The organism is Corynebacterium sp. LaCa_23, assembly GCF_058182375.1.
Window position 1 is genome coordinate 454567 of sequence record NZ_CP190825.1, and the last position, 24490, is coordinate 479056.

The 24490-nt window shown below is 57.1% G+C and carries 18 protein-coding genes and 5 pseudogenes; 17 read left to right on the top strand and 6 right to left on the bottom strand.

The genetic code is table 11. The features are described 5' to 3' along the window. Positions 1-21: 21 nt before the first annotated feature. The 4 genes from ACP8IT_RS02330 (at position 22) to rpsI (ending at position 2014) form a co-directional block, all read left to right on the top strand. A complete protein-coding gene (locus ACP8IT_RS02330) occupies positions 22-336 on the top strand; it encodes a WXG100 family type VII secretion target (protein WP_005277114.1) in 315 nt (104 codons plus the stop codon). A gap of 44 nt (positions 337-380) precedes the next feature. Continuing rightward, positions 381-668 carry a WXG100 family type VII secretion target gene (locus ACP8IT_RS02335; protein WP_005277116.1) on the top strand — a complete coding sequence of 96 codons (288 nt, stop codon included), beginning with the start codon at positions 381-383 and terminating at the stop codon, positions 666-668. 360 nt (positions 669-1028) lie between these two features. Beyond that, positions 1029-1472 (top strand): 50S ribosomal protein L13, encoded by a 444-nt coding sequence (gene rplM, locus ACP8IT_RS02340; RefSeq protein WP_237800670.1) that lies wholly within the window; start codon positions 1029-1031, stop codon positions 1470-1472. Beyond that, positions 1472-2014 (top strand): 30S ribosomal protein S9, encoded by a 543-nt coding sequence (gene rpsI / locus ACP8IT_RS02345; RefSeq protein ID WP_237800669.1) that lies wholly within the window; start codon positions 1472-1474, stop codon positions 2012-2014. The genes rplM and rpsI overlap by 1 nt, the downstream gene beginning before the upstream one ends. 328 nt (positions 2015-2342) lie before the next feature. Here the strand turns inward: rpsI and ACP8IT_RS02350 are convergent, their stop codons facing one another. Next, positions 2343-3437: a BCCT family transporter gene (locus ACP8IT_RS02350; protein ID WP_490290320.1), complete on the bottom strand. Its 1095-nt coding sequence runs from the start codon at positions 3435-3437 to the stop codon at positions 2343-2345. 118 nt (positions 3438-3555) lie between these two features. Then, positions 3556-4269 (bottom strand): annotated as a pseudogene (locus ACP8IT_RS02355) (BCCT family transporter); the annotation flags it as partial. Positions 4270-4464: 195 nt separating this feature from the next. Between ACP8IT_RS02355 and glmM the strand changes: the two are divergent. From glmM to ACP8IT_RS02375, 4 genes are all read left to right on the top strand, one after another. After that, positions 4465-5808 carry a phosphoglucosamine mutase gene (glmM, locus tag ACP8IT_RS02360; RefSeq protein WP_005277129.1) on the top strand — a complete coding sequence of 448 codons (1344 nt, stop codon included), beginning with the start codon at positions 4465-4467 and terminating at the stop codon, positions 5806-5808. A 95-nt stretch (positions 5809-5903) separates the two neighbouring features. Continuing rightward, positions 5904-6218 (top strand): hypothetical protein, encoded by a 315-nt coding sequence (locus ACP8IT_RS02365; protein ID WP_034653448.1) that lies wholly within the window; start codon positions 5904-5906, stop codon positions 6216-6218. Then, positions 6218-8014, top strand: coding sequence for a hypothetical protein (locus ACP8IT_RS02370; protein WP_490290321.1), 1797 nt, complete (start codon positions 6218-6220; stop codon positions 8012-8014). Before ACP8IT_RS02365 ends, ACP8IT_RS02370 begins: the two co-directional genes overlap by 1 nt. Next, entirely contained in the window at positions 8014-8292 is a 279-nt protein-coding gene (locus ACP8IT_RS02375; RefSeq protein ID WP_490290322.1) for a hypothetical protein, read from the top strand. The genes ACP8IT_RS02370 and ACP8IT_RS02375 overlap by 1 nt, the downstream gene beginning before the upstream one ends. Positions 8293-8314: 22 nt before the next feature. Here the strand turns inward: ACP8IT_RS02375 and ACP8IT_RS02380 are convergent, their stop codons facing one another. Further along, positions 8315-9148 carry a dienelactone hydrolase family protein gene (locus tag ACP8IT_RS02380; RefSeq protein ID WP_490290323.1) on the bottom strand — a complete coding sequence of 278 codons (834 nt, stop codon included), beginning with the start codon at positions 9146-9148 and terminating at the stop codon, positions 8315-8317. 202 nt (positions 9149-9350) lie between these two features. Here ACP8IT_RS02380 and ACP8IT_RS02385 point away from each other — a divergent pair, with 202 nt between their 5' ends. The 5 genes from ACP8IT_RS02385 to ACP8IT_RS02405 all read left to right on the top strand — a co-directional run bounded on the left by ACP8IT_RS02385 (position 9351) and on the right by ACP8IT_RS02405 (position 18156). Then, on the top strand, positions 9351-12155 hold the full coding sequence (locus ACP8IT_RS02385) for an FAD-binding and (Fe-S)-binding domain-containing protein (protein WP_490290324.1): 2805 nt from the start codon (positions 9351-9353) through the stop codon (positions 12153-12155). Positions 12156-12461: 306 nt separating this feature from the next. Further along, the gene (locus ACP8IT_RS02390; protein ID WP_282006252.1) at positions 12462-14447 is read left to right on the top strand and encodes a PTS mannitol transporter subunit IICBA; all 1986 of its coding nucleotides are present in this window, start codon (positions 12462-12464) and stop codon (positions 14445-14447) included. Beyond that, positions 14447-15613, top strand: a complete 1167-nt coding sequence (locus ACP8IT_RS02395) for a mannitol-1-phosphate 5-dehydrogenase (protein ID WP_284628595.1) — start codon at positions 14447-14449, stop codon at positions 15611-15613. Before ACP8IT_RS02390 ends, ACP8IT_RS02395 begins: the two co-directional genes overlap by 1 nt. Before the next feature lie 23 nt (positions 15614-15636). Further along, positions 15637-17508: a glutamine--fructose-6-phosphate transaminase (isomerizing) gene (gene glmS, locus ACP8IT_RS02400; protein WP_284628596.1), complete on the top strand. Its 1872-nt coding sequence runs from the start codon at positions 15637-15639 to the stop codon at positions 17506-17508. 195 nt (positions 17509-17703) lie between these two features. Next, on the top strand, positions 17704-18156 hold the full coding sequence (locus ACP8IT_RS02405; protein WP_490290325.1) for an ATP-binding cassette domain-containing protein: 453 nt from the start codon (positions 17704-17706) through the stop codon (positions 18154-18156). Here the strand turns inward: ACP8IT_RS02405 and ACP8IT_RS02410 are convergent. After that, positions 18076-19149 (bottom strand): annotated as a pseudogene (locus tag ACP8IT_RS02410) (IS256 family transposase); the annotation flags it as partial. The gene ACP8IT_RS02405 and the pseudogene ACP8IT_RS02410 sit on opposite strands and share 81 nt — an antisense overlap. A 72-nt stretch (positions 19150-19221) precedes the next feature. Between ACP8IT_RS02410 and ACP8IT_RS02415 the strand changes: the two are divergent. Together ACP8IT_RS02415 and ACP8IT_RS02420 are read left to right on the top strand one after the other, a co-directional pair. After that, positions 19222-20368, top strand: a pseudogene (locus ACP8IT_RS02415) (IS1249 family transposase). 212 nt (positions 20369-20580) lie between these two features. Further along, positions 20581-21471 (top strand): cation diffusion facilitator family transporter, encoded by an 891-nt coding sequence (locus ACP8IT_RS02420; protein ID WP_005276393.1) that lies wholly within the window; start codon positions 20581-20583, stop codon positions 21469-21471. Between the two features lie 30 nt (positions 21472-21501). Here ACP8IT_RS02420 and ACP8IT_RS02425 read toward each other — a convergent pair. Together ACP8IT_RS02425 and ACP8IT_RS02430 are read right to left on the bottom strand one after the other, a co-directional pair. Beyond that, a pseudogene (locus ACP8IT_RS02425) lies at positions 21502-22229 on the bottom strand (IS1634 family transposase); the annotation flags it as partial. 36 nt (positions 22230-22265) lie between these two features. Then, a pseudogene (locus ACP8IT_RS02430) lies at positions 22266-23234 on the bottom strand (IS256 family transposase); the annotation flags it as partial. Positions 23235-23279: 45 nt separating this feature from the next. On the opposite strand from ACP8IT_RS02430, the gene ACP8IT_RS02435 reads away from it, so the two are divergent. Beyond that, the gene (locus tag ACP8IT_RS02435) at positions 23280-23564 is read left to right on the top strand and encodes a transposase (protein ID WP_284611587.1); all 285 of its coding nucleotides are present in this window, start codon (positions 23280-23282) and stop codon (positions 23562-23564) included. 35 nt (positions 23565-23599) lie between these two features. After that, positions 23600-24475: an IS3 family transposase gene (locus ACP8IT_RS02440; protein ID WP_490290326.1), complete on the top strand. Its 876-nt coding sequence runs from the start codon at positions 23600-23602 to the stop codon at positions 24473-24475. Positions 24476-24490 lie beyond the last annotated feature (15 nt).

Sequence of the window (24490 nt, forward strand, 5' to 3'; positions counted from 1 at the left end):
CCTAAGGAGGGGCGCACTGTTATGTCTCAGACTTTTAAGACACAAGCCGATGTCATGGTCTCTACCGCCGGCCGCGTCGATAACACCAATGACGAGGTCCAAGGCGAGCTCACCCGCCTGCAGGGTGTAGTTGATTCTGTCCGCGGCAGCTGGGCCGGCCAGGCGCAGGTTTCATTCGATAACTTGATGCAGCGCTATAACACCTCCGCGCAGCAACTGCGCGAGGCATTGACCTCGATTTCTGAAAACATCCGCAGCAATGCCCACAACTTTGACAACGTCGAAGCCGAAAACACCCAGGCCTTCTCCAATGTTGGCGGCGGCCTCGCCCTGTAACCCAGCCACCTCCACCAGCAACTTCGAAAGGAAGCATTTTTCCCATGTCCGAAATTAAGTACCAATTCGGCGCCATCTCTTCTGCCGCAGCTGATATCAACGCCACCTCCGGCCGCATCAACAGCACCTTGGCCGACCTCAAGTCCCGCCTCCAGCCCATGGTGAGCACCTGGGAAGGTGAATCCGCAGTGGCTTATAACCAGGCCCAGGCCAAGTGGGATAAGGCAGCACAAGAACTCAATACCGTGCTGGCAACCATCTCCAAGACCGTGTCCCAGGGCAATGACGCCATGAGCGATGTCAACCGCCGCGCCGCCGCTAGCTGGGGTTAACGCACCCTTGGCGGCATCTATCTAACCTGTTTCTTTAAAGCGCAATAGGGGAGTCGGGCGGTGCCCGTGCCCGTATCCATCCGGCAGGAGGCGAACGCAGCCGCCGTCTCCTTACCGCGCTACTTGCACAAACCGCCACATAGAACCTCTTTTACCGGTACCTCTTCTTCCTGGAAAGGTGCCGGTTTTGGCGTTTTGGTCTTTTACTCCGGTAGCGGCTAAAGTTGTAGCCCTATGTGTTCGCTCGTCGGCAAGCAGCTGGCGAAGCGCTTCCCGCAGGTCTCCACCGGCCGCTGTTGGGAAGCGAATGGATGCTTAGCGCTGGCCGGCAGTTCCGAGACAGACTTTCAAGGAGTCATTTTGTCTACTTTCCACCCAAAGAGCGGTGACATCACCCGCAAGTGGTACGTCATCGATGCTACTGACGTGGTGCTGGGCAAGCTTGCTTCCACCGTGGCAGACCTGCTGCGCGGCAAGCACAAGCCACAGTTCGCACCCAACGTTGACACCGGTGACCACGTCATCATCATCAACGCTGACAAGATTCACGTTTCTTCCACCAAGCGCGACCGCGAAATGCGCTACCGCCACTCCGGTTACCCGGGCGGCCTGAAGACCATGACCCTGGGTCAGTCTTTGGACGCCAACCCGGTCCGCGTTATCGAAGAATCTGTTGCCGGCATGATGCCGCACAACAAGCTCTCCCGCGCTTCCATCAAGAAGCTGCACGTCTTCGTAGGCGATGAGCACCCGTACGCCGGTCAGAAGCCGGAAACCTTCGAGTTTAAGCAGGTGGCACAGTAATGGCTGAGCAGAACATCGACAACAATGTAGCCGAGGCTGCTGACATCGCTGCAGCAAGCGCCGCTACCGAAGAGTTCACCAACACCATCGGTGATTCGTTGGCTAGCGCCAACGCTGAGACCGAGGCAGAGGTTGAGGCCGCTGCTCCGGTTCACGAGGGCCCAATTCAGACCGTCGGTCGCCGTAAGCGCGCCGTCGCTCGCGTTCGCCTCGTTGCTGGCTCCGGCCAGATCGTGGTCAACGGCCGCGAGTTCGCTGAGTACTTCCCGAATAAGCTGCACCAGCAGGACATCCTCACCCCGCTGACCCTGCTGGACCGCGAGAACCAGTTTGACCTGAAGGTCACCGTTAACGGTGGTGGCCCAACCGGTCAGTCCGGTGCCCTGCGCCTGGCTATCGCTCGTGCACTCAACATCTACAACCCGGCTGATCGCTCCGCCCTGAAGAAGGCTGGTTTGCTCACCCGTGACGCTCGTGCAGTTGAGCGTAAGAAGGCTGGTCTGCACAAGGCACGTCGCGCACCGCAGTACTCCAAGCGTTAATCTCGCTTCTACTGCGCGCGCAAGCGCCATACATTGCCGCTGCTTCCCATTCTGGGAGGCGGCGGCATTGTCGTTTTATCGCTCTTGGCGGTGTCCCTTTCGGTTGGGACGGCCAAACCCCGCCTGGCCGGCCTCTTGAGGCTTAGCCTTGCGCGAGACAAAGGCGCTCAGCTCGGGTCGCGATGAAGCGCTCGCACGCCGCAGCGCGCCACGGACTGTAGGGACAGAGAAAAGCCCGCCTCTCATCGCGGTGAGCGCTAATGCGCAGCGCGATGGAGGCGGGCTAGGGACCTAGAGCCTAGAGGAGAAGGCCGGTTAGGCAGGGAGATTATTCATCGTCTTTTGCGGCCTTGTCCTCGGTTTTCTTCTGTGCAAAGTTCTTGAGCTCGGCGCGGCACTCTTCGCGGAGAGCAGCCTGCTCTGCAAGGTATTCATCCGATGCGTTGATGGTGTACCACTCGTGGAGGTACGGGTCATCGTTTTCAATTTCAGCCCCAGCACCGTGGTTTTCTGGAACGGCAGAAGAGCTGAATACGAAGTCGCCATTGTGTTCTTGGAGGCCCAAGTGGGTGCCGCGCTCGATGGCAGCATGTGCGTATTTCCTGCGCAGTATTGCAGGATCGCGTGCCAAGTCTTTGCCCCACGCCACCATGATGCCGATGAGGATGAAGGTAAACGGCAGCGAGCTGGAGACCATGATGGACTGCAGGCCGCTGAGCGCATCCTTGCCGGCGATAAGGAGCAGGGACAAGGAAATGCCACCCAGGGCAACGCCCCAAATAACGGAAATCGACGTCGAGGGGATTGGTCGACCTGATTGGGACATGGAGCCCATGACGTTGGTAGCGGAGTCAGCGGCCGTGTTGAAGAAGACCACCACAGCAAGGAGAACGATGACCGTGGTGATGCTAGAGAGCGGCAGCGATCTCATGAGATCGAACATCACATTCTCGCCGGAACCTTCGATCTCGATTCCGTCTCCGTCCAGGTGGGTCTTAATTGCGGTGGCACCAAAGATGACGTACCAGAAAAGCGAAAGGGTGGTGGGCACGAGCATGATGACGAAGACGAATTCGCGAATGGTGCGCCCGCGGGAAATCTTCGCAATGAACATGCCGACGAAGGGCGACCAGGAAATCCACCACGCCCAGTAGAGCATGGTCCATGCGGTGACGAATTCCTTCTCCGGCTCACCCTGGGAGGCGGAGAGGGACATCATGTCTTCGAAGTGCTTGAAGAACTGCAGCAGGGAGGCGGGAAGCAGGTCCAGAATATAGAGCGTCGGCCCAGTGATGAGCACGAAGACCGCGAGTCCGATGACCAGGCCCATGTTGATATTGGACAGGATGCGGATGCCGCGCTTGATGCCGGACATTGCGGAAAGAATGAAAAGGATGGTGAGGATCGTAATGATCACCACCATGATTCCGTTGCCTTCGAGGGGCTTGCCGGTAAGGATCGAGGTTCCCGTGCGGATCTGCAGGGGCACCGATACCCAGCGAGGTCGCCGTGCCGAAGAGGGTGACCAACACTGCGAAGATATCGACGATCTTTCCAAATACCCGGTTATTCGAATCCGTAATGAGGGGTTCAAATAGCGAGGAAATGAGCGGGATGCGGCCGCGTCGATAAGCAGCATAGGCAAGCGCGCCGCCCACTAGCGCGAAGATCATCCACGGCAACGTAGCGTGGTGCAGAACCGCCTGGGCAAAGGCAGGAAGGATGGCTTCTTGGCTGCCGGATTCGACACCGGAGAGATACGGCGGTGGAGTCAAGAATAGGGCAAGCGGCTCCATCGGGCCGTAGAAGACCAGGCCGATTCCCATACCGGCGGCAAAGAGCATGGCGATCCAGGCGTTCCGGGAGAAATCAGGCTTGGAATCATCGGCGCCGAGCTTAATTTTGCCGGTTGGGGCGATGGCGATCGTCAGCAGGAATGCCGTGGTGGCAATCATGATGATCGTAAATAGCCATCCAAAGTTTTGGACGACCCATGCCCGCATGGTGCTTCCTGTGTTGGCCAGGTTATCTGGGGCGATGATGGCCCACAGGATAATGCCAACTGTTGATGCCAAGGCCACCGCAAAGACGGTTTTATTGGTCTTGAAATCTGCGCGGGTGTTTTCGACACTTACTCCGGGAATGAGGGCTGGATGAATAGCGCGTTCCCCAGAAGCGGCTTTCGCAATGGCTGATCGTGCCTTTTGCGAGGTAGTTTCAGGTGACTTGTCACCTGAAGATCTAGGTTCGTTCATCGTTGATCCTCTCTAGGGCAAAAGAGTGAAGTATAACCTAGCTAATAATTTCATATAAAAGGCAAAAAGTACGACTTTAAGCAAATTTTGCTTTTCACCACAAGGACATTTTTCGTGATGTTGGTTACCTAATTAGCCCGCTTGCCGATGCCCCAAACATGCGACCCGCGGGACTAACAAGGCATAATTGTCTGCATGACTCGACTATTTGGAACCGATGGAGTTCGCGGCCTCGCGAATAAAAAGCTGACTCCCATTTTGGCCTTGACGCTGGGACAAGCGGCTGCAGAGGTCTTTACTGCGCAGCGCGAATCTTATGAGCGCCGCCCCTTGGCAATCATCGGCCGTGACCCCCGCGTATCGGGCGAAATGCTCGATGCCGCTATCGCCGCCGGCTTGGCGTCGCGCGGCGTGGACGTTGTGCGCGTGGGGGTGCTTCCTACCCCAGCCATCGCCTTTTTGACGGATGATTACGGAGCGGATCTCGGCGTGATGATCTCTGCCTCCCATAACCCGATGCCAGATAATGGCATTAAGTTCTTCTCCGCAGGCGGCAAAAAGCTGCCGGATAGCGTGGAAGATAAGATTCAGGCCGCGATGGATAACCTCGTTGAGGAGGGCCCGACGGGCACCAAGCTGGGCCGCATTATCTCGGAGGCGCCCGATGGCCGTGAGCGCTATCTAGCGCACCTGAAGGAGGTCGTCTCCACTGACTTGAGCGGCATCAAGGTGGTCGTGGATACGGCCAATGGCGCGGCCTCAAAGGTTGCTCCTAGCGCCTATGAAGCAGCAGGCGCTGAGGTCATCCCGATCTACCACCGGCCCAATGCCTTTAATATCAACGAAAATTGTGGTTCCACCCATATTGAAAAAGCCCAGGCAGCGGTGCTTGAGCATGGTGCCGATTTGGGCCTTGCCCACGACGGCGATGCGGACCGCTGCCTCGCCGTCGATGCCGAAGGCAACGTCGTCGATGGCGATCAGATCATGGCCTTGCTCGCGGTTGGAATGAAGGAAGACAATGACCTGCGCTTTAACACGCTCGTGGCCACGGTCATGTCCAATTTGGGCCTGACGCTTGCCATGGAGGAGCAAGGCATTGAGGTCCGCCACGCGGCGGTGGGCGATCGCTATGTGCTCGAAGAGCTCCACCGCGGCGATTTCTCCCTCGGCGGCGAGCAATCTGGGCACGTCGTGCTTCCCGATGACTCCACTACTGGCGATGGCACCCTCACCGGCCTTTCCATCATGGCGCGTATGGCCAAGTCTGGAAAGAGCTTGAAGGAATTGGCCTCCGTGATGACCGTATTGCCGCAGGTGCTCATCAACGTTCCGGTATCCAATAAGGCGGCGATCATGGATTCTGCCGAGGTCAAGCAGGCCATCGTCGAGGCAGAAGAAGAGCTCGGGGAAACCGGCCGCGTCCTGCTCCGACCCTCTGGCACCGAAGAGCTGTTCCGCGTCATGGTGGAAGCTGCAGAAGAGGAACATGCCCGCAAGGTGGCGGGTAGGCTTTCTGCCGTCGTCGCCTCGGTATAGGCAGGAAAATAAGAAGTACCGGGAACCATTTGGTATAAACCCCAGTCCAATGAAGGTGAGCACACTTACCGCATATGGATTTGGGGATTATACCGATGTCTGAGGTTTTTCTTCGCCCCGCAGAGGCGATGTCCGCACTACAACAAGCTATAAGCGCCAACGATGAACAGCGCCAAGCCCACCGCGCCGATGTTCCAGACTTTCCCGTTGCCGCGGCTGGGCGGAATTTTTCCGGCCACGGGGAGCGCATACGCAGCATCCTCGCGCGCATTCATGACAATGGAACGTGGCGCTTAGACAATATCTCTGCCACGGGCCAGGCAGCGCACGATCAGATGCGCGCATTCGCCACGTACGATGCCGGCTTTAGCCGCTCCTTTGCAGGAGAAAGCGGAAAGGCAGTGGACTAATGAGTACGTTGACTAAGTCGCTTTTAGGGGATTATTCCGCCGCCATTTCGCAGTTCCAATTGGCCTGCCTGGGAAATTACTCCGGCCCCAGCATGCCCTTGGGGCTTCTGAGTGAGCTCATCAGCGCGGTAGATGGAATCGCCCCACAAAACATACTGCGCCATACCATCTCCGCGGTGGGAGGAAATCTCCCGCACAGTGGTGGAAAGGGGCTTGCGGATTTCTTGCGCACTGACGACTCCGATGTTGCTAACGGCACCTTGCGCGAGCACCTGACCGGCATTCAAAAAGACTTTGATATCCACCGCGATGAAGGCAAGCAGCTTACTGACTCTGCCAAGCAATGCTCCGGCGCTATTTCCGATGTCGTTGATACCTCCGATACCGCACTCACCGAGCTGATTTCTGCGGTAATCCCACTGCTCAATATCTTGTCCATGGTGGCTACCAGGCACCCGCTGGCCAAGTTCATTATTCCCATCGTCTCCACTATTGGTGCGAAGATCATCGATGACACCAATGACTCCATCGCTAGCACGTGCCGGGACCGCGATGATGCCATTGAATCCTGTTACGACGAGTTTGAGTCGCGCTGCGAATGCGTCTGTGAGCGGCCTCTTCCTGAGGAATGCCCCGAGCCGGCAGAGGCCGAGGAGGATTCCTGCCCACCGCCAGTGGAAAAGTGCCCAGATACGCCAGCTCCCACGCGCCCGATGCCCGATGGCGGGGGCGACACCGTCCCCAACCCGCCGCAGCCAGCGCAGCCGACGCAACCCGCATCTACCGCTGAGTGCCCGCCCAAGCCGGAACCGATGCCAGAGCCGACCCCGGAGCCAAAGCCAGATCCGAAGCCAGATCCGAAACCGGCACCGCAACCACAATCCGCACCCGAGCCGAAACCAGCTCCCGAGCTGCAACCGGAGCCGAAACCAGGACCGGCTCCGAAGCTGGCTCCTGAACCCGCACCTGAGCAGCACCCTTCCGGGTGCCAGTGCCAACAGTGCCGCGGTTTCGTAAACGAGCCGCCTCGACAGAACGAATCCACGACCACTCCGGCGCACGCAGATCCGAATCCTGAGCCGGAACCCAAACCACAAGACTGCCCACCAGAACAACAGGAACAACCCGCACCGCAGCCAGAACAGGACCCAGTACCTGAGCCTGTGCCGGAAGATTCTGAATGCGAAAAAGAACCAACAACACCGGCTGCCGTGGAAGATGATGCGGCCTGTGACATCGAGTCCTCCTGCAGCGGCAGCTTGGGAATCGTCGGTGCAGGAATCGCTTTGGTGGGCGTAGGCCTCATCATTGAGGGTGCTGCGGAGTGCCTGGAAAATATCGCCGATGCAGATTGCCCAGAGCTTGAACCGGAACCTGCGCCTGAGCCGGAACCCGAGCCCGCACCGGAGCCTGAACCAGAACCTTGCCCTGAGCAAGAACCAGAACCGGAACCGGAGCCGGAGCCGTGCCCAGAACCTGAGCCGCAGCCCGAGCCCGCGCCTGAACCGTGCCCGGAAGACGGAACAATTGAGCCGCCTCCGGAGCTCTCTCAGGTGGAAGAACCGGCCCCGCCACCAGAAAAGGTGCAGCACCTACAGGCAGCGGAAGCCGCTGGAGCTGGAGCACCTGCGCCAGAGCCGCAGCCTCAACCTGAGCCTGCACCAGCGCCGGCACCGGCACCGGAACCTGCACAGCCACAGGCCCCAGCCCCGGAACCAGCCCCGGCCCCCGAGCCTGCACCAGAGCCAAGCTCAGATGAACCATCCGTGACTGCACGAAAGGCAGGGCAGTGGTAATGAATAACGATTTTGCAGAATTCGCGCAGGGGTTTCGCGAGCGCACCGCGCGGCGCATGTTGGAATTTGAAAAAAGCCTGGCTAAGGCCCAAGACGAGCTAGAAAAGTCCACGGCCAAGGCCGTGCAACAGGCTAAAAATGGGCAGCGCGGGGGAAGGGACGGTGATGCGGTGGGGCATCGGCAAGCAGCTGCTGGAACGTGGCGCCGAAATAGTGCTGCCCCAACGCGTGTCAATAACGCATCGGGGCAGGTGAAATCTGTGCTGCGACGTGGATAGGTCTAGTTCAGCGAGTTAGCTTTTAGTCATCGCGGGCAACGCCGGCGCGCTCGGCCAGTTCATCGCCGGTCAAGCTTTCTACCTTCTTCGCGCTCGCCTCAGGATCCGCAAAGCCGTCATAGGCAGACTCGCCGGCAAGGGTAGAGAGCAAGAAACCGGTGACGAGGCCGCGGGCGATTTCGGTGGGGCCGGATTGGAAGGCGCCGGAACCGATGGCTAATTTGCGGAAGCGATCTTCGCTAAAGCCGGCCTGCGTGCCCTTATCGATGGCCCGGTAGGCCACCTGGCCGCGCCAGTTATAGGCCAGCTTGGCGGGGTTTCCGGCATTGAAAATATCATCGCGCCCAGAGCCAATGACCAAGCCCGGCGTATCGAGGCTGCGGGCGGCCTCGACGGCGGACGGGGCGGTCACGGCGGGATAAATTGCGGCGACGGCCTTGACCTTCGGGTTATCAACCGCGCTCAAAACCGCGGTGCCGCCGCCCATGCCGTGGCCGATCATGCCGAGCTTGCCCGGCGATACGGTGATATTGCCGGTTCCGAGCTTTACCCCAGCGGCGATCTGCAACGCAGATTCCATGTCTGCAGACAGGTTGCGGTGATCGGGGAACATGCCGGTCTCAGAATTGGGGGCGACCACGACGATGCCCCAGCTGGCGAGGTGGCGCAGCGTGGCGTGGTAATCCTTGATTTTGTGCATCCAATCGTGGCCAAAGGCGACGGCGGGCAGGCCTTGGCCTTCCGCAGGGGTATAAACCTTGCCGGTAATACCCGCATAATCGAGGTCGCCAACCAGCACGCGGTTGCGGCCACGCTTCGATAACGTTCCTAAGTGTTTATTCAAATTCGCAGACACGCATTCTAGGATAGATGAAGATCACCCCGTGCTGGTGGCAAGGGGTGGCGAGTGGCACATGCGGGGGATTCGCGGAGGACAAAAGGGGTTGGCGGTGCCGAAGTTATATGGGTTGCCTTACTTGCGCGGCGGCGAGAAGGCGGGCGAAAATGTGCACTAGGTAACATTTTCTATGCTTCTCTGGGAAGGCAGGTCGCCGCATATGACTACCGGCACCCCTAAGATCGACCAATTATTTCCGCAGGATGGGCCGGAGGTAAAGACCGGCATCATCGACAGGGTGGCCTATGCCTCCGATGCCTCGCACTACCTCTACACCCCGAAGGCCGTTATTGAAGCGCGCTCGGCAGAACACGTGGCCGCCATTTTCAAGGCAGGGCGGCAGCAAGGTATTCCGGTGACCTTGCGCTCGGGCGGCACCTCCCTGGCCGGTCAGGCTTCCGGCGAGGGCTACTTAGTGGATGTGCGCAAGCATTTCCGGGGCATTGAAGTCCTCGATGACGGCAAGCGGGTGCGCGTGCAGCCAGGGGCGACCGTGCGCCAGGTCAATGCGCGGTTGGGGCTGCGCAATCGCAAGCTCGGCCCGGACCCGGCCAGCGAAGCGGCCTGCACCATCGGCGGCGTGGTGGCGAATAATTCCTCCGGAATGGCCTGCGGCACCGAGTTCAATACCTATAACACCTTGGAATCGCTGACCTTTGTCTTGCCTTCTGGCACGGTGATCAATACTGCGGACGCGGATGCGGACCGGCAATTCCAGGCGCAGGAACCCGAGCTGGTGGATACGCTGACCCGCCTGCAGCGCCGCGTGCGCGATAACCAGGAATCAGTAGATATCATCCGCCGCCATTTCCAGCTGAAAAATACGATGGGCTACGGGCTTAATTCCTTCCTGGACTTTGACAGCCCAGTCAAGCTTTTTGAGCACCTGTTGGTGGGGTCCGAAGGAACGCTCGCGTTTATCGCGGAAGCGGTCTTTCGCACCGTGTCCATCTCTTCCCTCACGACGACTACCGTGGCAGTCTTTAACGATCTCTCCGCCGCTACGAAGGCATTGCCTTCCCTGGTGGAGACCGGTGCCGCCACCCTGGAGCTAATGGATTCTGCCTCTATTCGCGTCGGCCAAGGCTTTGATAAGGTCCCGCAGGCCATTACCGGCTTCGATGTGGATTCGCAGGCCGCGCTGCTTATCGAGTACCAATCCGATGACAAAGAAGAGCTGCGGGAAAAAGAACACAAGGGCTCGGCCCTTTTGCGCGAATTGGACCTGCAATCACCGGCGGAATTTTCAGCCGATATTCCCACCCGCACCGCCGCGTGGAACTTCCGCAAGGGCCTGTATGCCCAGGTGGCAGAAGCGAGGCCCTCAGGAACCACGGCGCTCTTGGAAGACGTTGTGGTGCCGGTGGGCGATTTGGCCGATACCTGTTCCTCCTTGCAGGAGCTTTTTACCCGCTATTCTTACGACGATGCGGTCATTTTCGGCCACGCGAAAGACGGCAATATCCACTTCCTTCTAACGGACCGCTTCGAAGGCGATAGCGCCATTGGCCGTTATAACAACTTCAATGAGGAAATGGTGGACTTGGTGCTTTCGGCAGAGGGAAACCTCAAGGCCGAGCACGGCACCGGCCGCGCCATGGCCCCGTATGTGCGCCGCCAGTACGGCGATGAGCTTTACGAGGTCATGCAGCTGCTCAAGCGTGCCTGCGATCCCGCCGGCACGATGAACCCAGGTGTCATCTTGGACGATGACCCCGATGCGCACATTACAAATATCAAGCTCAACCCCACGGTGGAAGAAGAAATCGACCCGTGCGTTGAGTGCGGCTATTGCGAGCCGGTCTGCCCGTCGAGGGATCTCACCTTGACCCCACGCCAGCGCATCGTGGTGCGCCGTGCCCGCCAGCGGGCGCAAGAAAGTGGCGATACACACTTGGTTGCAGAACTCGATGAGGCCTATGAGTACATGGGCATCGATACGTGCGCCGTGGATTCTATGTGTCTAACCGCCTGCCCAGTGGGCATTGATACCGGTAAATTCATCAAGAAGCTGCGCCACGAGAATGCTGGGGCCGCAGAAGAAAAGGTTTGGTCTACCGCCGCCAAGAATTGGCAGGTCACCAGCCGCGGTGCAGCAACGGCGCTAACCGGCGCGCATATGCTGCCGGCGCAGCTGGTCACGAAAGTCACCGACGTGGCCCGCTCGCTCATCGGCCCCGATACCGTGCCGGGATACCAGCCGGAGCTCGGCAAGGGCGGCAAGTCCCGCGAGCGCCTGGCCGGGCGCGTGGGAGATCGCTACGCTGAGACCTCGGGAATCTACCTTCCAGCCTGCGTAAACTCCATGTTCGCCCCGCAAGGCGAGGGCATGGGTGCAACGGTAGCCTTCATCACCGTCTTGGAGCGAGCGGGGATCGCGCTGGAGGTTCCCAAGGGCATCGAAAAGCTCTGCTGCGGAACGCCATGGTCCTCAAAGGGCATGCGCAAGGGCCACGACATTATGGAACAGCGCGTGCGCGAGAGCATCATGGAGGCCACAGATAACGCCCGCCTGCCCGTGATCGTGGATGCATCCAGCTGTACCGCGGGCTTCCAGGAGATGCTGGAATCCATTGGCATTACCGTCATCGATGCGCTGAGCTTTACCGCCGATACGCTGCTGCCGCGCCTCGAGACCACCCAGCCGGTGGATTCTATGACGATTCACCCGACCTGTTCGGCGTTCCAGCTCGGCATGATGGGCGATGTTGAAAAGGTCGCCCGGGCCGCAGCTACGGAGGTGCATATCCCCACCGCCTGGAATTGCTGTGGTTATGCCGGCGACCGCGGCATGCTCCACCCAGAGCTCACGGAGTCCGCCACCCGCGCCGAGGCCGCCCAGGTCACGGAGCTGGGCGCGCAGTATCACGCTTCGACCAACCGCACGTGTGAGCTGGGCATGTCCCGCGCCACCGGCGAGGATTACCACCACGTCCTGGAGATGCTGGAGCGCGCCACCCGCTAGCGGTCCGGTAGGGAAGGGGCGCGGCTGCTTGCAGATGCCCCTCTTCTCCCACAACCCGGTCAGCTGCAGCCAAGGAGCTTCGTGACCAGCGTGTTCCTGCTGATTTAGCTAAAAGAATTACCTCGACTGAACCCGATTCCCTCATCAAAGTGGGCCGAAGGAAATTATTATGCATTCAAAATTAAAGTTCCGCTTGCAAAGGGGCTAAAATGACGAGGTAATTGATGAAATCAATAATTTAAAAACGTTCCCACTGTGCGTGTGCTTAGTTCGCACGCACTCAGCTGCTAGTGAAGGATTGTGCGCATGGCTGAGACGAAACAACAAAAGGGCGGGGCTCGCGTCGCCGTTCAAAAGTTCGGAACATTCTTATCCTCGATGATTATGCCGAATATCGGCGCTTTCATCGCTTGGGGTATTCTCACCGCTCTATTTATCCCAGACGGGTTCTTCCCGAACGAAAAGATAAATACGATGGTCGGCCCCATGGTGACGTACCTGCTGCCGATTCTTATTGCATTTACCGGCGGTAAATTGGTGCATGAGGTCCGCGGTGGTGTGGTAGGTGCCATCGTTACGATGGGTGTCATCATGGGTACCTCCGCGCCAGAGTGGATTGGCGAAGACGGTCACTCGTCGCCCATGTTCCTAGGCGCCATGATTTGTGGCCCTCTGGCTGCCTGGCTATTCAAGAAGCTTGAGTCCTTGTGGGCTGGAAAAGTTCGCCCTGGATTCGAAATGCTGGTGGACAACTTCTCACTGGGTATTTTCGGTTTCGCTGGTGCTATCGCATCGATGTACCTACTGACTCCAGTGATGAACTTCATCATGGACATTGCTGGGCGGGCAGTGGAGTTCCTAATCTCCAACAACCTCTTGTGGCTGACCTCCGCTCTGATCGAACCTGCGAAGGTATTCTTCCTTAACAACGCCATTAATCACGGTGTTCTTACTCCGTTGGCGACTGACCAATCAGCAGAGACTGGTAAGTCGGTCCTCTACCTCTTGGAAGCTAACCCAGGACCTGGTTTGGGAATCCTGCTTGCCTTCATGGTCTTTGGCGCGGGGTCGGCGCGAGCAACGGCTCCTGGAGCCGCTTTGATCCACTTCTTCGGTGGTATCCATGAGATTTATTTCCCTTACGTACTGATGCGTCCGCAGCTTCTGCTTGCCGCAATTGGTGGCGGAATGGCCGGTGTTGCCATCAACACGATTATGGACGTTGGACTTCGCTCGCCTGCAGCCCCTGGCTCCATCATCGCGATTTACGGAACCGTCGCGTCCGATTCTTATCTCGGGGTAACTATTGCAGTTCTCGCGTCCACTGCAGTGTCCTTTGCTATCGCTGCGCCGATTCTGAAATTCACGAAGGGCACAGACGACTTGGATAAGGCCACCGCAGATATGGAGGCTATGAAGGGGAAGAAATCCTCTGTAGCAGGGGCACTTTCTTCTCAATCTGCAGAAGAGTCCCCTGAGATTCGCAATGTTGTCTTTGCCTGCGATGCCGGAATGGGCTCTTCCGCGATGGGCGCTTCCGTGCTCCGGAATAAAATTAAGGAAGCAGGATTCGGAGACGTAGTCACCGTCACCAATTCGGCAGTCAATAATCTAAAAGATAATTACGAGCTCGTCGTCGTTCACGAGGACTTGGCAGAGCGTGCAAAACCAGCAACGCCGTCTGCTATTCACGTAACAGTAGATAACTTCATGGCCTCGCCGCGTTATGACGAAGTGGTAGAGCTAATTCGCGAGCAGCAATCTGGTGAATCTTCCACCACAGCTCCAATTGCAGACGAACAAAATGCTGCAGAAGACCCCGCAGCTTCGGATGCTGTGTCCGAGAATGCCTCTGCCGGTACTGACGTACTTCGTCCGGAAACGATTGTCCTCGATGGGCATGCAACTTCCCGTGAAGAAGCAATTGACCAAGCAGGAGCATTGCTAGTGTCTGCAGGGGCGGTTGAGCAAGCTTACGTAGATTCAATGCATGAACGCGAAAAGTCCGTATCCACCTTTATGGGCAATGGTCTGGCAATCCCGCACGGAACAAATGAGGCAAAGGAATCTATCAAAGGATCTGCCATCTCCTTTATCCGTCTGGATGAACCCGTAGACTGGGGCGGCAAGCCCGCCACGTTCATTGTCGGTATCGCTGGTGCAGATGGCTCTCACCTCAAGACATTGTCGAAAATTGCCAAAATCTTTGGCAAAGCAGACACCGTGGAGCAGCTTGAACAGGCCAAAACGAAGGACGAGATCCTCGAAATTTTCGAAAAGGTGAATAAGTAATGGCTACTAAGAAGGCATTGCATTTCGGTGCGGGAAATATTGGTCGTGGATTTGTGGGAGCAATCCTGCATGAAGCCGGCTACGAGCTAAAGTTCGCGGACGTTGCTGAACCATTGATCAACTTATTGAACGATCTTGATTCTTATACCGTGCACGAAGTGGGCGCTGACGCTCGGGACGTAACGGTGACCGGTTTTTCCGGTGTGAACTCCGCAGAAGACGAGGAAGGTCTGTATGCGGAGATAGTTGATGCGGACATGATTACTACTGCAGTAGGTCCCACTGTGCTGGGACTTATCGCGCCTTCAATTGCAGAGGGGTTAAGGCGTCGTGCAGCGGCTGGTAGCGCAAGGGTGCCTGTGATGGCATGCGAAAATGCGATCAACGCCACTGATGGGCTGGCTGATGCCATCCGCAAGGTCTATCCAGAGGTTGATGAGGTGGCATTTTTCCCTAATACTGCTGTCGATCGCATCGTTCCGAACCAAGAGCGTCGGACAGGCGCTGAAGCGCTGGATGTAACTGTTGAGACCTACCATGAATGGGCCGTGGAAGTTGAGCCGTTTGCACAGGCTGGCGTTGACGTTCCCGATATCTCTGGAATTACTTGGGTAGATAACCTCGCGCCGTATATCACCAGGAAGCTCTTTACTGTAAATACGGGCCACGCAGCGACTGCGTACTTTGGAAAGCAGCAAGGAATCTCCGCTATCTCCGATGCTTTGTCGCGCGAGGAAATCCGTGGAAAAGTGGCCGCTGTTTTGGCAGAAACGAAGCAGCTCATTATCGAGAAATTCGACTTCGATCCTGAGGTCCAGCAGGCGTACGTTGATAAGATTCTAAAGCGATTCCAAAATCCAGAGCTTCCAGACACTACCGACCGAGTAGGTCGTGCGCCATTGCGGAAGATTTCTCGTAACGAACGGTTCATCGGACCCGCTGCCGAATTGGCAGAACGAGGGTTTGAAGCTACTTCTTTGGTCGAAGCTGTGAGAGCTGCCTTGGACTTTGATGTTCCTGAGGATGCGGAGTCAGTCGAGCTTCAAAAACGTTTGCAAGACGCTGCGGGCGACCGCGCGGCGACGGATTCCCTGGCAACTGAGCTGACCGGAATAGCTCCGGAACACCCACTATTCCCCGAGCTATCTGAAGCATTTGCCCGTTAATTAATGATGTAGGATCACTTCTTATGTGTGGAATTGTTGGATATATAGGTCTAGCTAACGGTGACCGCGACTACTTCGCTCTGGATGTAGTTCTGGAAGGTCTACGTCGATTGGAATACCGCGGCTATGACTCCGCTGGTGTGGCGATGTACGCCGATGGGGAAATCGGTTGGCGGAAGAAGGCGGGCAAGGTTGCTGCCTTGGACGATGAGATTGCAGCGCGTCCGCTGAAGGATTCCGTTTTGGGAATCGGGCACACCCGTTGGGCCACCCACGGTGGTCCGACCGATCTCAATGCACACCCGCACGTCGTTGACGGTGGCAAGCTGGCCGTGGTGCACAACGGCATCATCGAAAACTTCGCGGAGCTGCGCACCGAGCTCTTGAACAAGGGCTACAACTTCGTTTCTGAAACCGATACTGAAGTTGCCGCGGCATTGCTTGGCGATGTTTTCCACAACGACGCCGCCGGTGACCTCACCAAGGCAATGCAGCTGACCGCTAAGCGCCTCGACGGTGCGTTTACCCTGCTGGCCATTCACGCTGACCAGCCGGATCGCATCGTTGCCGCCCGCCGCGATTCGCCCCTGGTCATCGGCTTGGGCGAAGGCGAGAACTTCTTGGGCTCTGACGTCTCGGGCTTTATTGACTACACCAAGTCCGCAGTGGAAATGGACAATGACCAGGTAGTCACCATCACTGCTGACGATGTGGTCATTACTGACTACGACGGCAATCCCACCGAGGGCAAGTCCTTTGAGATCAAGTGGGATGCGGCCGCCGCTGAAAAGGGTGGCTTTGATTCCTTTATGGAAAAGGAAATCCACGATCAGCCTGCCGCCGTGCGCGATACCCTGTTGGGCCGCTTTGATGAGCAAGGCCAGCTGACCTTGGATGACTTGCGCATCGATGAGTCAGTCTTGAAGTCCATCGATAAGATCATCGTGATCGCCTGCGGCACCGCGGCCTATGCCGGCCATGTGGCGCGGTACGCCATCGAGCACTGGTGCCGCATTCCCACCGAGGTCGAGCTCGCTCACGAGTTCCGCTACCGCGATCCGATCGTCAACGAGAAGACCTTGGTCGTGGCCTTGTCCCAGTCCGGCGAGACCATGGACACCTTGATGGCCGTGCGCCACGCCCGCCAGCAGGGCGCGAAGGTCATCGCCATCTGCAATACGCAGGGCTCGTCCATTCCGCGCGAATCCGATGCGGCGCTCTACACCCACGCGGGTCCCGAAATCGCGGTGGCCTCCACCAAGGCTTTCTTGGCGCAGATTACCGCGACCTACCTGCTGGGCCTGTACCTGGCACAGCTGCGCGGCAATATGTTCTCTGATGAAATTCAGGGGGTTCTTGCTGAGCTGCGCAATATGCCGGATAAGGTACAAAGCGTCATCGATGAAGAACAGCAGGTAGCCGGCCTGGCCAACTCCATGAAGGATGCGGAATCCGTGCTCTTCCTGGGCCGCCACGTAGGCTTTCCGGTCGCCCTCGAAGGCGCGCTGAAGCTCAAGGAGATCGCCTACCTGCACGCGGAGGGCTTTGCCGCAGGCGAGCTCAAGCACGGCCCGATCGCGTTGATTGAGGAGGGCCAGCCGGTCTTCGTTATCGTGCCGTCCCCGCGCGGGCGCGATTCGCTGCACTCCAAGGTGGTATCCAATATCCAGGAAATCCGCGCCCGCGGTGCCATTACCATCGTGATCGCAGAAGAAGGCGATACCGCGGTAGAGGATTACGCTAACCACGTTATCCGCGTGCCAAAGGCGCCGACGTTGATGCAGCCGCTCCTCGCAACCGTGCCCCTGCAGATCTTTGCCGCGCACGTGGCAAAGTCAAAGGGCTACGACGTGGACCAGCCACGTAACCTGGCCAAGTCCGTGACCGTGGAGTAATCCACAACTGCACGGCATTAGCCAAGCCCCTTTTCTTCCTGCTGCATTTTCTTGCGCGGGAAGAAAAGGGGGCTTTCGCTTTTCTAGGCTTGAAATTGCTATACTTTTCGCAGCAATAGTTGCCGGTGAAAGGAGTGGGCAGTGCTCATCCGTCGTGGTTTCGCGTAAGACACAAGATAAAGAACGGATTTAAGCATGCCTATTTTATTGAATGACCTTTCGTTAGTTTGGCCAGATGGTCAAACCTGCTTTAGCAGCCTAAACGGTGCCTTTTCTGGCCCTTTAACTGCGCTAATTGGGGATAATGGTGCAGGAAAGATAACTCTTTTAGAGGTCATACTAGGAAATATTCCAGCCACTGCGGGGACGGTGGAAAAGCCGGAATCGGTAGCGTACCTGCCGCAAGACCTCGCTTGGAATGAAACTGATGTGATAGCAGACATTTTCGGTGTCTCCCAGGTACTCGCGGCGATTTCCAAGGTCGAAGCTGGTGAGTATGAGCCAGAACTTTATGAGTTAATCGGGGGGCCGACCCCCGAAAAGTGGACACGTCGGGGGTCGGGCCCTATAGATGACCTTCCTGGCTGCTGGTGGGAACTGCAGAAACGGGACAAACCGGCCCCATGCGTCCTGCCAGACCTTGACTGAGCGGGGATATTTCTCACCCAGCTCGGAGGCTTCAAATTCGTCTAAAGCAACCTGTGCTGTGGGCTCGTCCGTGGCAGTGTAAATCTTTTTCAACGCGGCTGATACGCCCCGGCGATCCCCGTAGGCTACCCACCGGTTAGCGGCGCGAATCAGGTGCACGATACAGGTTTGCACCATAGAGTTCGGCCAGGTTGCCTCAACTGCCTCTGGCAGGCCTTTCAGCCCGTCACAGCAGACGATAAAGACGTCCTTGACCCCACGGTTAGAAAAGTTGGCGCATACCTGCGCCCAGAATGAAGCGCCTTCTTCCTCGGCAATCCACAATCCTAAAATGTGCTTAATACCGTCGAGATCCACGCCGATTGCCATGTACGCAGATTTGTTGACTACTCGGCCATCGTCGCGGACTTTAATGCGCAACGCGTCCAGGAAAACCACGGGGTAGAACTCGTCTAGCTGGCGGTTTTGCCAGACCATAACCTCATCGAGCACGGCGTCAGTAACCGCAGAAATCGTCTCATGGGAAATATCGACACGCATCGCCGTTGCCATATGATGCTGGATATCCCTAATTGTCATCCCACCGGCATACAAGCTGACGATCATGTCATCAACATCAGTCAAGCGCCTAGAACCTTTAGGGACCATAGTCGGAAAGAATGTTCCAGCCCGATCCCGAGGGACATCAACGGTGACTGGCCCGTAGTTAGAATCCACGGTCTTTGGATACGACCCGTTGCGGTAATTGTCTGTTCTAGCTGCAGCTTTAGCGCTCCTGTCGCCAGACTCGTAGCCCAGGTGGGCATCCATTTCAGCGTTGAGTCCCCTGGTAATCGAGGCTTGTAACATGCCGCGAACTAGGTCGTTGGCATCCGTTGTGGACGTGCCTAGGTCATCAATCAGTTTCGCGATGTCAGGATTAGCAAGCAGCTTCTTTTCAATCGCATCAATCTTGGCCTTATCAGCCGGATCTCGTCTCGCCACAGTAGTCATTCTGGTCCATCTCCTCATGCAGGTTAGGTACCCACACACAAACCATCAGACACTCTCTGGTGTGCTTTCCGGGTGAGTAAAAACAGACCACGATGCCCGGTATGTGCTGGGCAAATGAAGAAAAACGGAACCACATCCAAAGGCACAACCAGGTGGCGGTGCAAAGACCCGAACTGCGGCAGCTCCACGACACGAACCCGCACCGATCTCACTCAGGCCTGCGACTTTAAAGCCTTCATCTCCTATGTCACCTCCACAGTGACGTTGTCTGAACTCGCCGGGCAACAAAGGGTGAGTCGTTGGACACTTGATCGCCGATTGAACCGTTTTGGCTCATCGACGTCCCCAACGACGGTGCCCCGCAGCGCGTCTACGAGCAGATCTTCATCGACGCCACCACGTCATTGCTTGGCACTGGACCAAACACGAAACTGTCCACGCATACACGCAGCTTCTTCGCAAAATCGCCGAGCCGCTCTGCGTCGTCATCGACGTCGGACAAGGCGCACTCACCGCGATTAAAGCCTGCTGGCCAAACGCGATGATTCAGCGTTGTCTCGTCCATGCGCAACGCGTCATCCGCCGCTACACCACCTCACGGCCGCGCACCGACGCCGGCAAAACCATCTACGCACTGGCGCTGAAACTAACCCGTGTCACCACACTCGAACAGGCACGGGAGTGGACGCTACGTCTGCACGACTTCGGTCAGGTATTCAAAACATTCCTCAACGAGAAAACACCCGTGCCAAAGGAACGCCGAACACTCAATAACCAGTGGGAATGGACTCATCTGCGAATACGCAAAGCCTACAACTCACTGCTGCACCTATCGCGCAACAATTGGTTGTTTACTTACCTTAAGCCACCACCGAATGTGCCTGATCCTAAGCGCTGGGCTTCAACGACAAACAGTCTTGAAGGCGGCATAAACGCCCAGCTCAAACGCATCGCCGATGCGCACCGAGGCAGGTCAGGGGAACGCCAACGAAAAATGCTCGAGTGGTACCTCCACACCAAAAAGCAACTGCCTGACGATCCGCTAAATATCGCCAGGCAGTGCAATTATGGCCAAGATCAACTCGCCAAAGTCAACGATCTTGCCGAAGAAAACCACAACAAAGCCGACCAAGAAACAGGCCGACCAGCCTTCTACGACAACGCTATCCCAACCGAGTACGAACACTCGATAGGAATCAGAAAAGACCCCATGAAGTAACTAACCGTGTACCCGCCCCGCAACACGCCGAACGGACACACATTCTGCTACTTAACCCTACTTTTTGGTTGTTCATGTTTCAGCTTCTCTACACATTCAAAGGACAACTGCACAATGACCTAAAGCAGGCCGACTTGGCCTCAGTGGCTGCGCTTACCGCCATCCATTTCCATTTAATTGTCAATAAGCGTCGACGGGGATAGGCTGAGTGCATGGCACACGAGCACCACGACCACGATCACTCCAGCACGCCGCTGCGCGCACTCTTGATTGCGCTAGGCATTACCGGCACCGTCTTCTTCGCGGAGCTGATCGGCGGCTGGTTGGCGGGTTCGATGGCGCTGATGGCGGATGCGATGCACATGCTTTCCGACGCTGCGGGGTTGATCATCGCGGTGTTAGCGGTGTTGGTTGGGCGCCGACAAGCATCGGCTCAGGCCACGTACGGCTACCGACGAGTGGAGGTGCTTGCTGCACTGGCGAACGCAGTGATGGTGCTGGCGATCTCGGTGTGGATTGTCGTCGAGGCGGTGCGCCGCCTGCAGAGCCCGGCCGAAGTGCAGGGAAAAACGATGCTGATCATCGCGGTGATCGGCCTGGTGGCGAATGCGCTATCGGCGTGGGTTCTGCACCGGCACCGCAAATCCTCGATCAACGTGGAGGGCGCGTTCTTGCACGTGTTAGTGGATATGCTCGGCTCTGTCGCAGTAATCGTGGCCGGCATCGTGGTACTGACCACGGGGTTTGTGGCGGCGGACGTGATCGCCTCCCTAGCGATCGCGGCGATGGTGCTGCCGCGCGCCTGGCAGCTCATGCGGCTTTCGACGAGCGTGCTGCTCGAGCAAGTCCCGGCGGACTTCGACGCCAGTGCGATCGAGCCCGCGCTGCGGCAGGTCGAGGGCGTTGCTGACATCCACGACCTGCACCTGTGGAGCCTGGACGGCGTGAACGTGCTCACGACCGTGCATATCGTGCGCGACGGCACCGTCGGCACCGGCCCGCTGTTGGATGCCGCCCAGCAGGCCCTGCGCGAACACGGTATCGAGCACTCCACCATCCAGATTGAGCACCCAGAGCACGAATCCCACGAGACGGTGTGCTGATTCCCTTCTAACCTGACTTAGGCCAATTTTGTGCGGAAGTTCGCGGCCGGTGATTACTTGGATGGTGGCAGTGAGGTCGGGCGGGAATGGTACGGCGGCGTGAATGGTTTCGCCGCCAACGACGAGTTGAAAGCTGCGGTATTTCTTGAGTGTTCTCACGAGGCGTTTGATGAAGTGACCACTGCGGGTCTCCATCAGGTGGGTCACGGCTAGTGCTGCCATCACAATATTGAGATGTGCTGTGATCGAGTTTTGTTTCCTCGCATAGATTGGGCGTGCTTTCAGGTCTGATTTCGACATCCGATACGACATTTTCAATGTGGAATAGCCTGCGGTAATGCCCGATAACCTCCTGGGCGGGAAGAGCGGTCAGGTCGGTTTCATAGCCTTTAATTCCGGCTAGGGCTCGGTGTTTGGCAGCGAGAGCGTAGTTGACCTTCTTGTTCGGGGTGGAAAGATCGAAATAGCGGTTGCGCTTAATGGCGATTTCGCCGTCAACAGCGCGTTTGGCTTTTGCGACTTGCTCTTTGATTCCGCGCAGGCCGCGTCTGGCCCGATCATAGGAGTACTGGAAGTGGGTCACCGTATTCGGGGTTGTGTGTTTGCGCGCATCGCTTGCCGAGGCTTGTGTCCAGATCTGGCCGTGGGCGTAGGCTTCACCAGGGATTTCCCGCCGCCAGGTTTCAATCACCTCAGGCACGGTGGGGTTTCACCGACAAAATGTAGTGCAGACCTGCATCTATCAATGCTTGCTTGTTCGGAGGGTGTCAAGTTGTTTGTGTGTGGGGCTAGGTTTATAGGTATTTGTCGAAGCTGTCGGGGTAGGCCACGGCCATTTGGTTAATGGCTTGTTTCCAGCCGGAAACTCGGGCTCCTTCCATGAGTCTGCCGGCTGTCGCTGAGACTCGTTTGCCTTGCTTTGCCCTCTTTGCGGCTCGTTTGTCTTCGATGTTGCAGATCATCAACCACAGCGTCTTTATCGCTGATTCATCGTTGGTGAACTGCACCCTGTTGCGGGTAGCTTTACGCAGCTCATTGTTGAACGACTCAATGGAGTTCGTCGTATAGATTACCTTTCTGGCTGCTGGTGGGAACTGCAGAAACGGGACAAACCGGCCCCATGCGTCCTGCCAGACCTTGACTGAGCGGGGATATTTCTCACCCAGCTCGGAGGCTTCAAATTCGTCTAAAGCAACCTGTGCTGTGGGCTCGTCCGTGGCAGTGTAAATCTTTTTCAACGCGGCTGATACGCCCCGGCGATCCCCGTAGGCTACCCACCGGTTAGCGGCGCGAATCAGGTGCACGATACAGGTTTGCACCATAGAGTTCGGCCAGGTTGCCTCAACTGCCTCTGGTAGGCCTTTCAGCCCGTCACAGCAGACAATAAAGACGTCTTTGACCCCACGGTTAGATAAGTTGGCGCACACGTGTGCCCAAAAGGAAGCACCTTCTTCTTTGGCAATCCACAATCCCAGGATGTGTTTGATGCCATCTAAATCCACGCCGATTGCCATGTACGCAGATTTGTTGACTACTCGGCCGCCGTCGCGGACTTTAATACGTAGTGCATCCAGGAAAATGACTGGGTAGAACTCGTCTAACTGGCGGTTTTGCCAGATCATGACCTCATCCAAGACTGCGTCTGTAACCGCTGAAATCGTCTCATGGGAGATATCAACCCGCATCGCAGTTGCCATATGGTGCTGGATATCCCGAATGGTCATTCCGCCGGCATAGGACCTGACCCCCATTTGGTGGACACCTGATATCCAGCCCAGTCGAGCTGGGAAGAAAGGTAATCTACCACCATGTCCAGGTACTCCGAACAGTTCAAACGCGATGCCGTGGCCCTCTATGAAAACAATGAGGACCTCTCGTTGAACTCAGCATCAGCAGAGCTCGGCATCAATCGAGCCTCGCTGCATTCTTGGGTCAAAAAGTACGGCACCGGCAAACGTGCCCGCATAAAAGCCATGCACGAGAAAGCCCAAGCGGCGAATGATTCCGAACGGATCCGACAGCTAGAAAAAGAGAACGCGAAGCTGCGCGAAGAACGCGATATTCTGCGCAAGGCCGCGAAATATTTTGCTTAAAGCAGACTCACAGGAGTTGCGCTTCCAGTTTGTCGATGACCACCGAACCGAGTACTCGGCTCACACGGATGTGCCATGTGTTAAAGCTCAATCGCTCCTCGTTTTACAAGTGGGTGAGCACCCGTCAAGAACGCAGGGTAAAGATGTGTTCCGACGGTCTTATTGGTGCAAGAATCGCAACCATCTTTGATGATGAGCACGGGCTTTATGGTGCTAAACGCATCGCTGCAAGCCTCAACGACGATACGGACTTCGGCCCGACCAATCATAAGAAGGTTGCACGAATCATGAAAGCCACGGGACTTCAAGGCTTTAGCAAACGGCGTCGGTGCACCACCACTAGGCGCAAGCCTGGTCACCGTGTCATGCCAGATCTAATAGGCCGTACATTCACCGCTGACGAGCCGAACCGTGTGTATGTCGGCGACATTACATACCTGCCGTGTAAGGGCGGCAAGAACATGTATCTGGCCACAGTCATTGACACCTATTCACGGAAACTTGCAGGTTATGCACTCGCAGACCACATGCGTGTCTCACTGGTCATCGATGCTCTAGCCCACGCACACGGTGTGCGTGGCAGTCTTGACGGGGCTATTTTCCATTCAGATCACGGCAGCGTGTACACCTCACAAGCGTTCAGAAATTACTGCTCGTCGCTGGGTGTACGCCAGTCCATGGGAGCAGTAGGAACGAGTGCCGATAACGCCCTAGCAGAATCGTTTAACGCTACTTTAAAGCGGGAAGTGATGCGAAATCGGAAAGTCTTTGACAACCCAATTAGCTGCCGTCAGGAAGTCTTCCGGTGGTGCATGCGCTACAACACCCGCAGGCGCCACTCCTGGTGCAACCTCGTAGCTCCTGATGTCTTTGAAGTCGCGACTTCAGCTACACTGGCTAAAGTCGCATAGTTAACCCCCGACGTG

What these genes read in the sequence shown, in the direction of transcription:
- ACP8IT_RS02330 (WP_005277114.1), top strand. Translation starts at nt 22, where the DNA reads ATGTCTCAGACTTTTAAGACACAAGCCGATGTCATGGTCTCTACCGCC.
- ACP8IT_RS02335 (WP_005277116.1), top strand. Translation starts at nt 381, where the DNA reads ATGTCCGAAATTAAGTACCAATTCGGCGCCATCTCTTCTGCCGCAGCT.
- rpsI (WP_237800669.1), top strand. Translation starts at nt 1,472, where the DNA reads ATGGCTGAGCAGAACATCGACAACAATGTAGCCGAGGCTGCTGACATC.
- ACP8IT_RS02350 (WP_490290320.1), bottom strand. Translation starts at nt 3,437, where the DNA reads ATGGTGGTGATCATTACGATCCTCACCATCCTTTTCATTCTTTCCGCA.
- glmM (WP_005277129.1), top strand. Translation starts at nt 4,465, where the DNA reads ATGACTCGACTATTTGGAACCGATGGAGTTCGCGGCCTCGCGAATAAA.
- ACP8IT_RS02365 (WP_034653448.1), top strand. Translation starts at nt 5,904, where the DNA reads ATGTCTGAGGTTTTTCTTCGCCCCGCAGAGGCGATGTCCGCACTACAA.
- ACP8IT_RS02370 (WP_490290321.1), top strand. Translation starts at nt 6,218, where the DNA reads ATGAGTACGTTGACTAAGTCGCTTTTAGGGGATTATTCCGCCGCCATT.
- ACP8IT_RS02375 (WP_490290322.1), top strand. Translation starts at nt 8,014, where the DNA reads ATGAATAACGATTTTGCAGAATTCGCGCAGGGGTTTCGCGAGCGCACC.
- ACP8IT_RS02385 (WP_490290324.1), top strand. Translation starts at nt 9,351, where the DNA reads ATGACTACCGGCACCCCTAAGATCGACCAATTATTTCCGCAGGATGGG.
- ACP8IT_RS02390 (WP_282006252.1), top strand. Translation starts at nt 12,462, where the DNA reads ATGGCTGAGACGAAACAACAAAAGGGCGGGGCTCGCGTCGCCGTTCAA.
- ACP8IT_RS02395 (WP_284628595.1), top strand. Translation starts at nt 14,447, where the DNA reads ATGGCTACTAAGAAGGCATTGCATTTCGGTGCGGGAAATATTGGTCGT.
- glmS (WP_284628596.1), top strand. Translation starts at nt 15,637, where the DNA reads ATGTGTGGAATTGTTGGATATATAGGTCTAGCTAACGGTGACCGCGAC.
- ACP8IT_RS02405 (WP_490290325.1), top strand. Translation starts at nt 17,704, where the DNA reads ATGCCTATTTTATTGAATGACCTTTCGTTAGTTTGGCCAGATGGTCAA.
- ACP8IT_RS02420 (WP_005276393.1), top strand. Translation starts at nt 20,581, where the DNA reads ATGGCACACGAGCACCACGACCACGATCACTCCAGCACGCCGCTGCGC.
- ACP8IT_RS02435 (WP_284611587.1), top strand. Translation starts at nt 23,280, where the DNA reads ATGTCCAGGTACTCCGAACAGTTCAAACGCGATGCCGTGGCCCTCTAT.
- ACP8IT_RS02440 (WP_490290326.1), top strand. Translation starts at nt 23,600, where the DNA reads ATGACCACCGAACCGAGTACTCGGCTCACACGGATGTGCCATGTGTTA.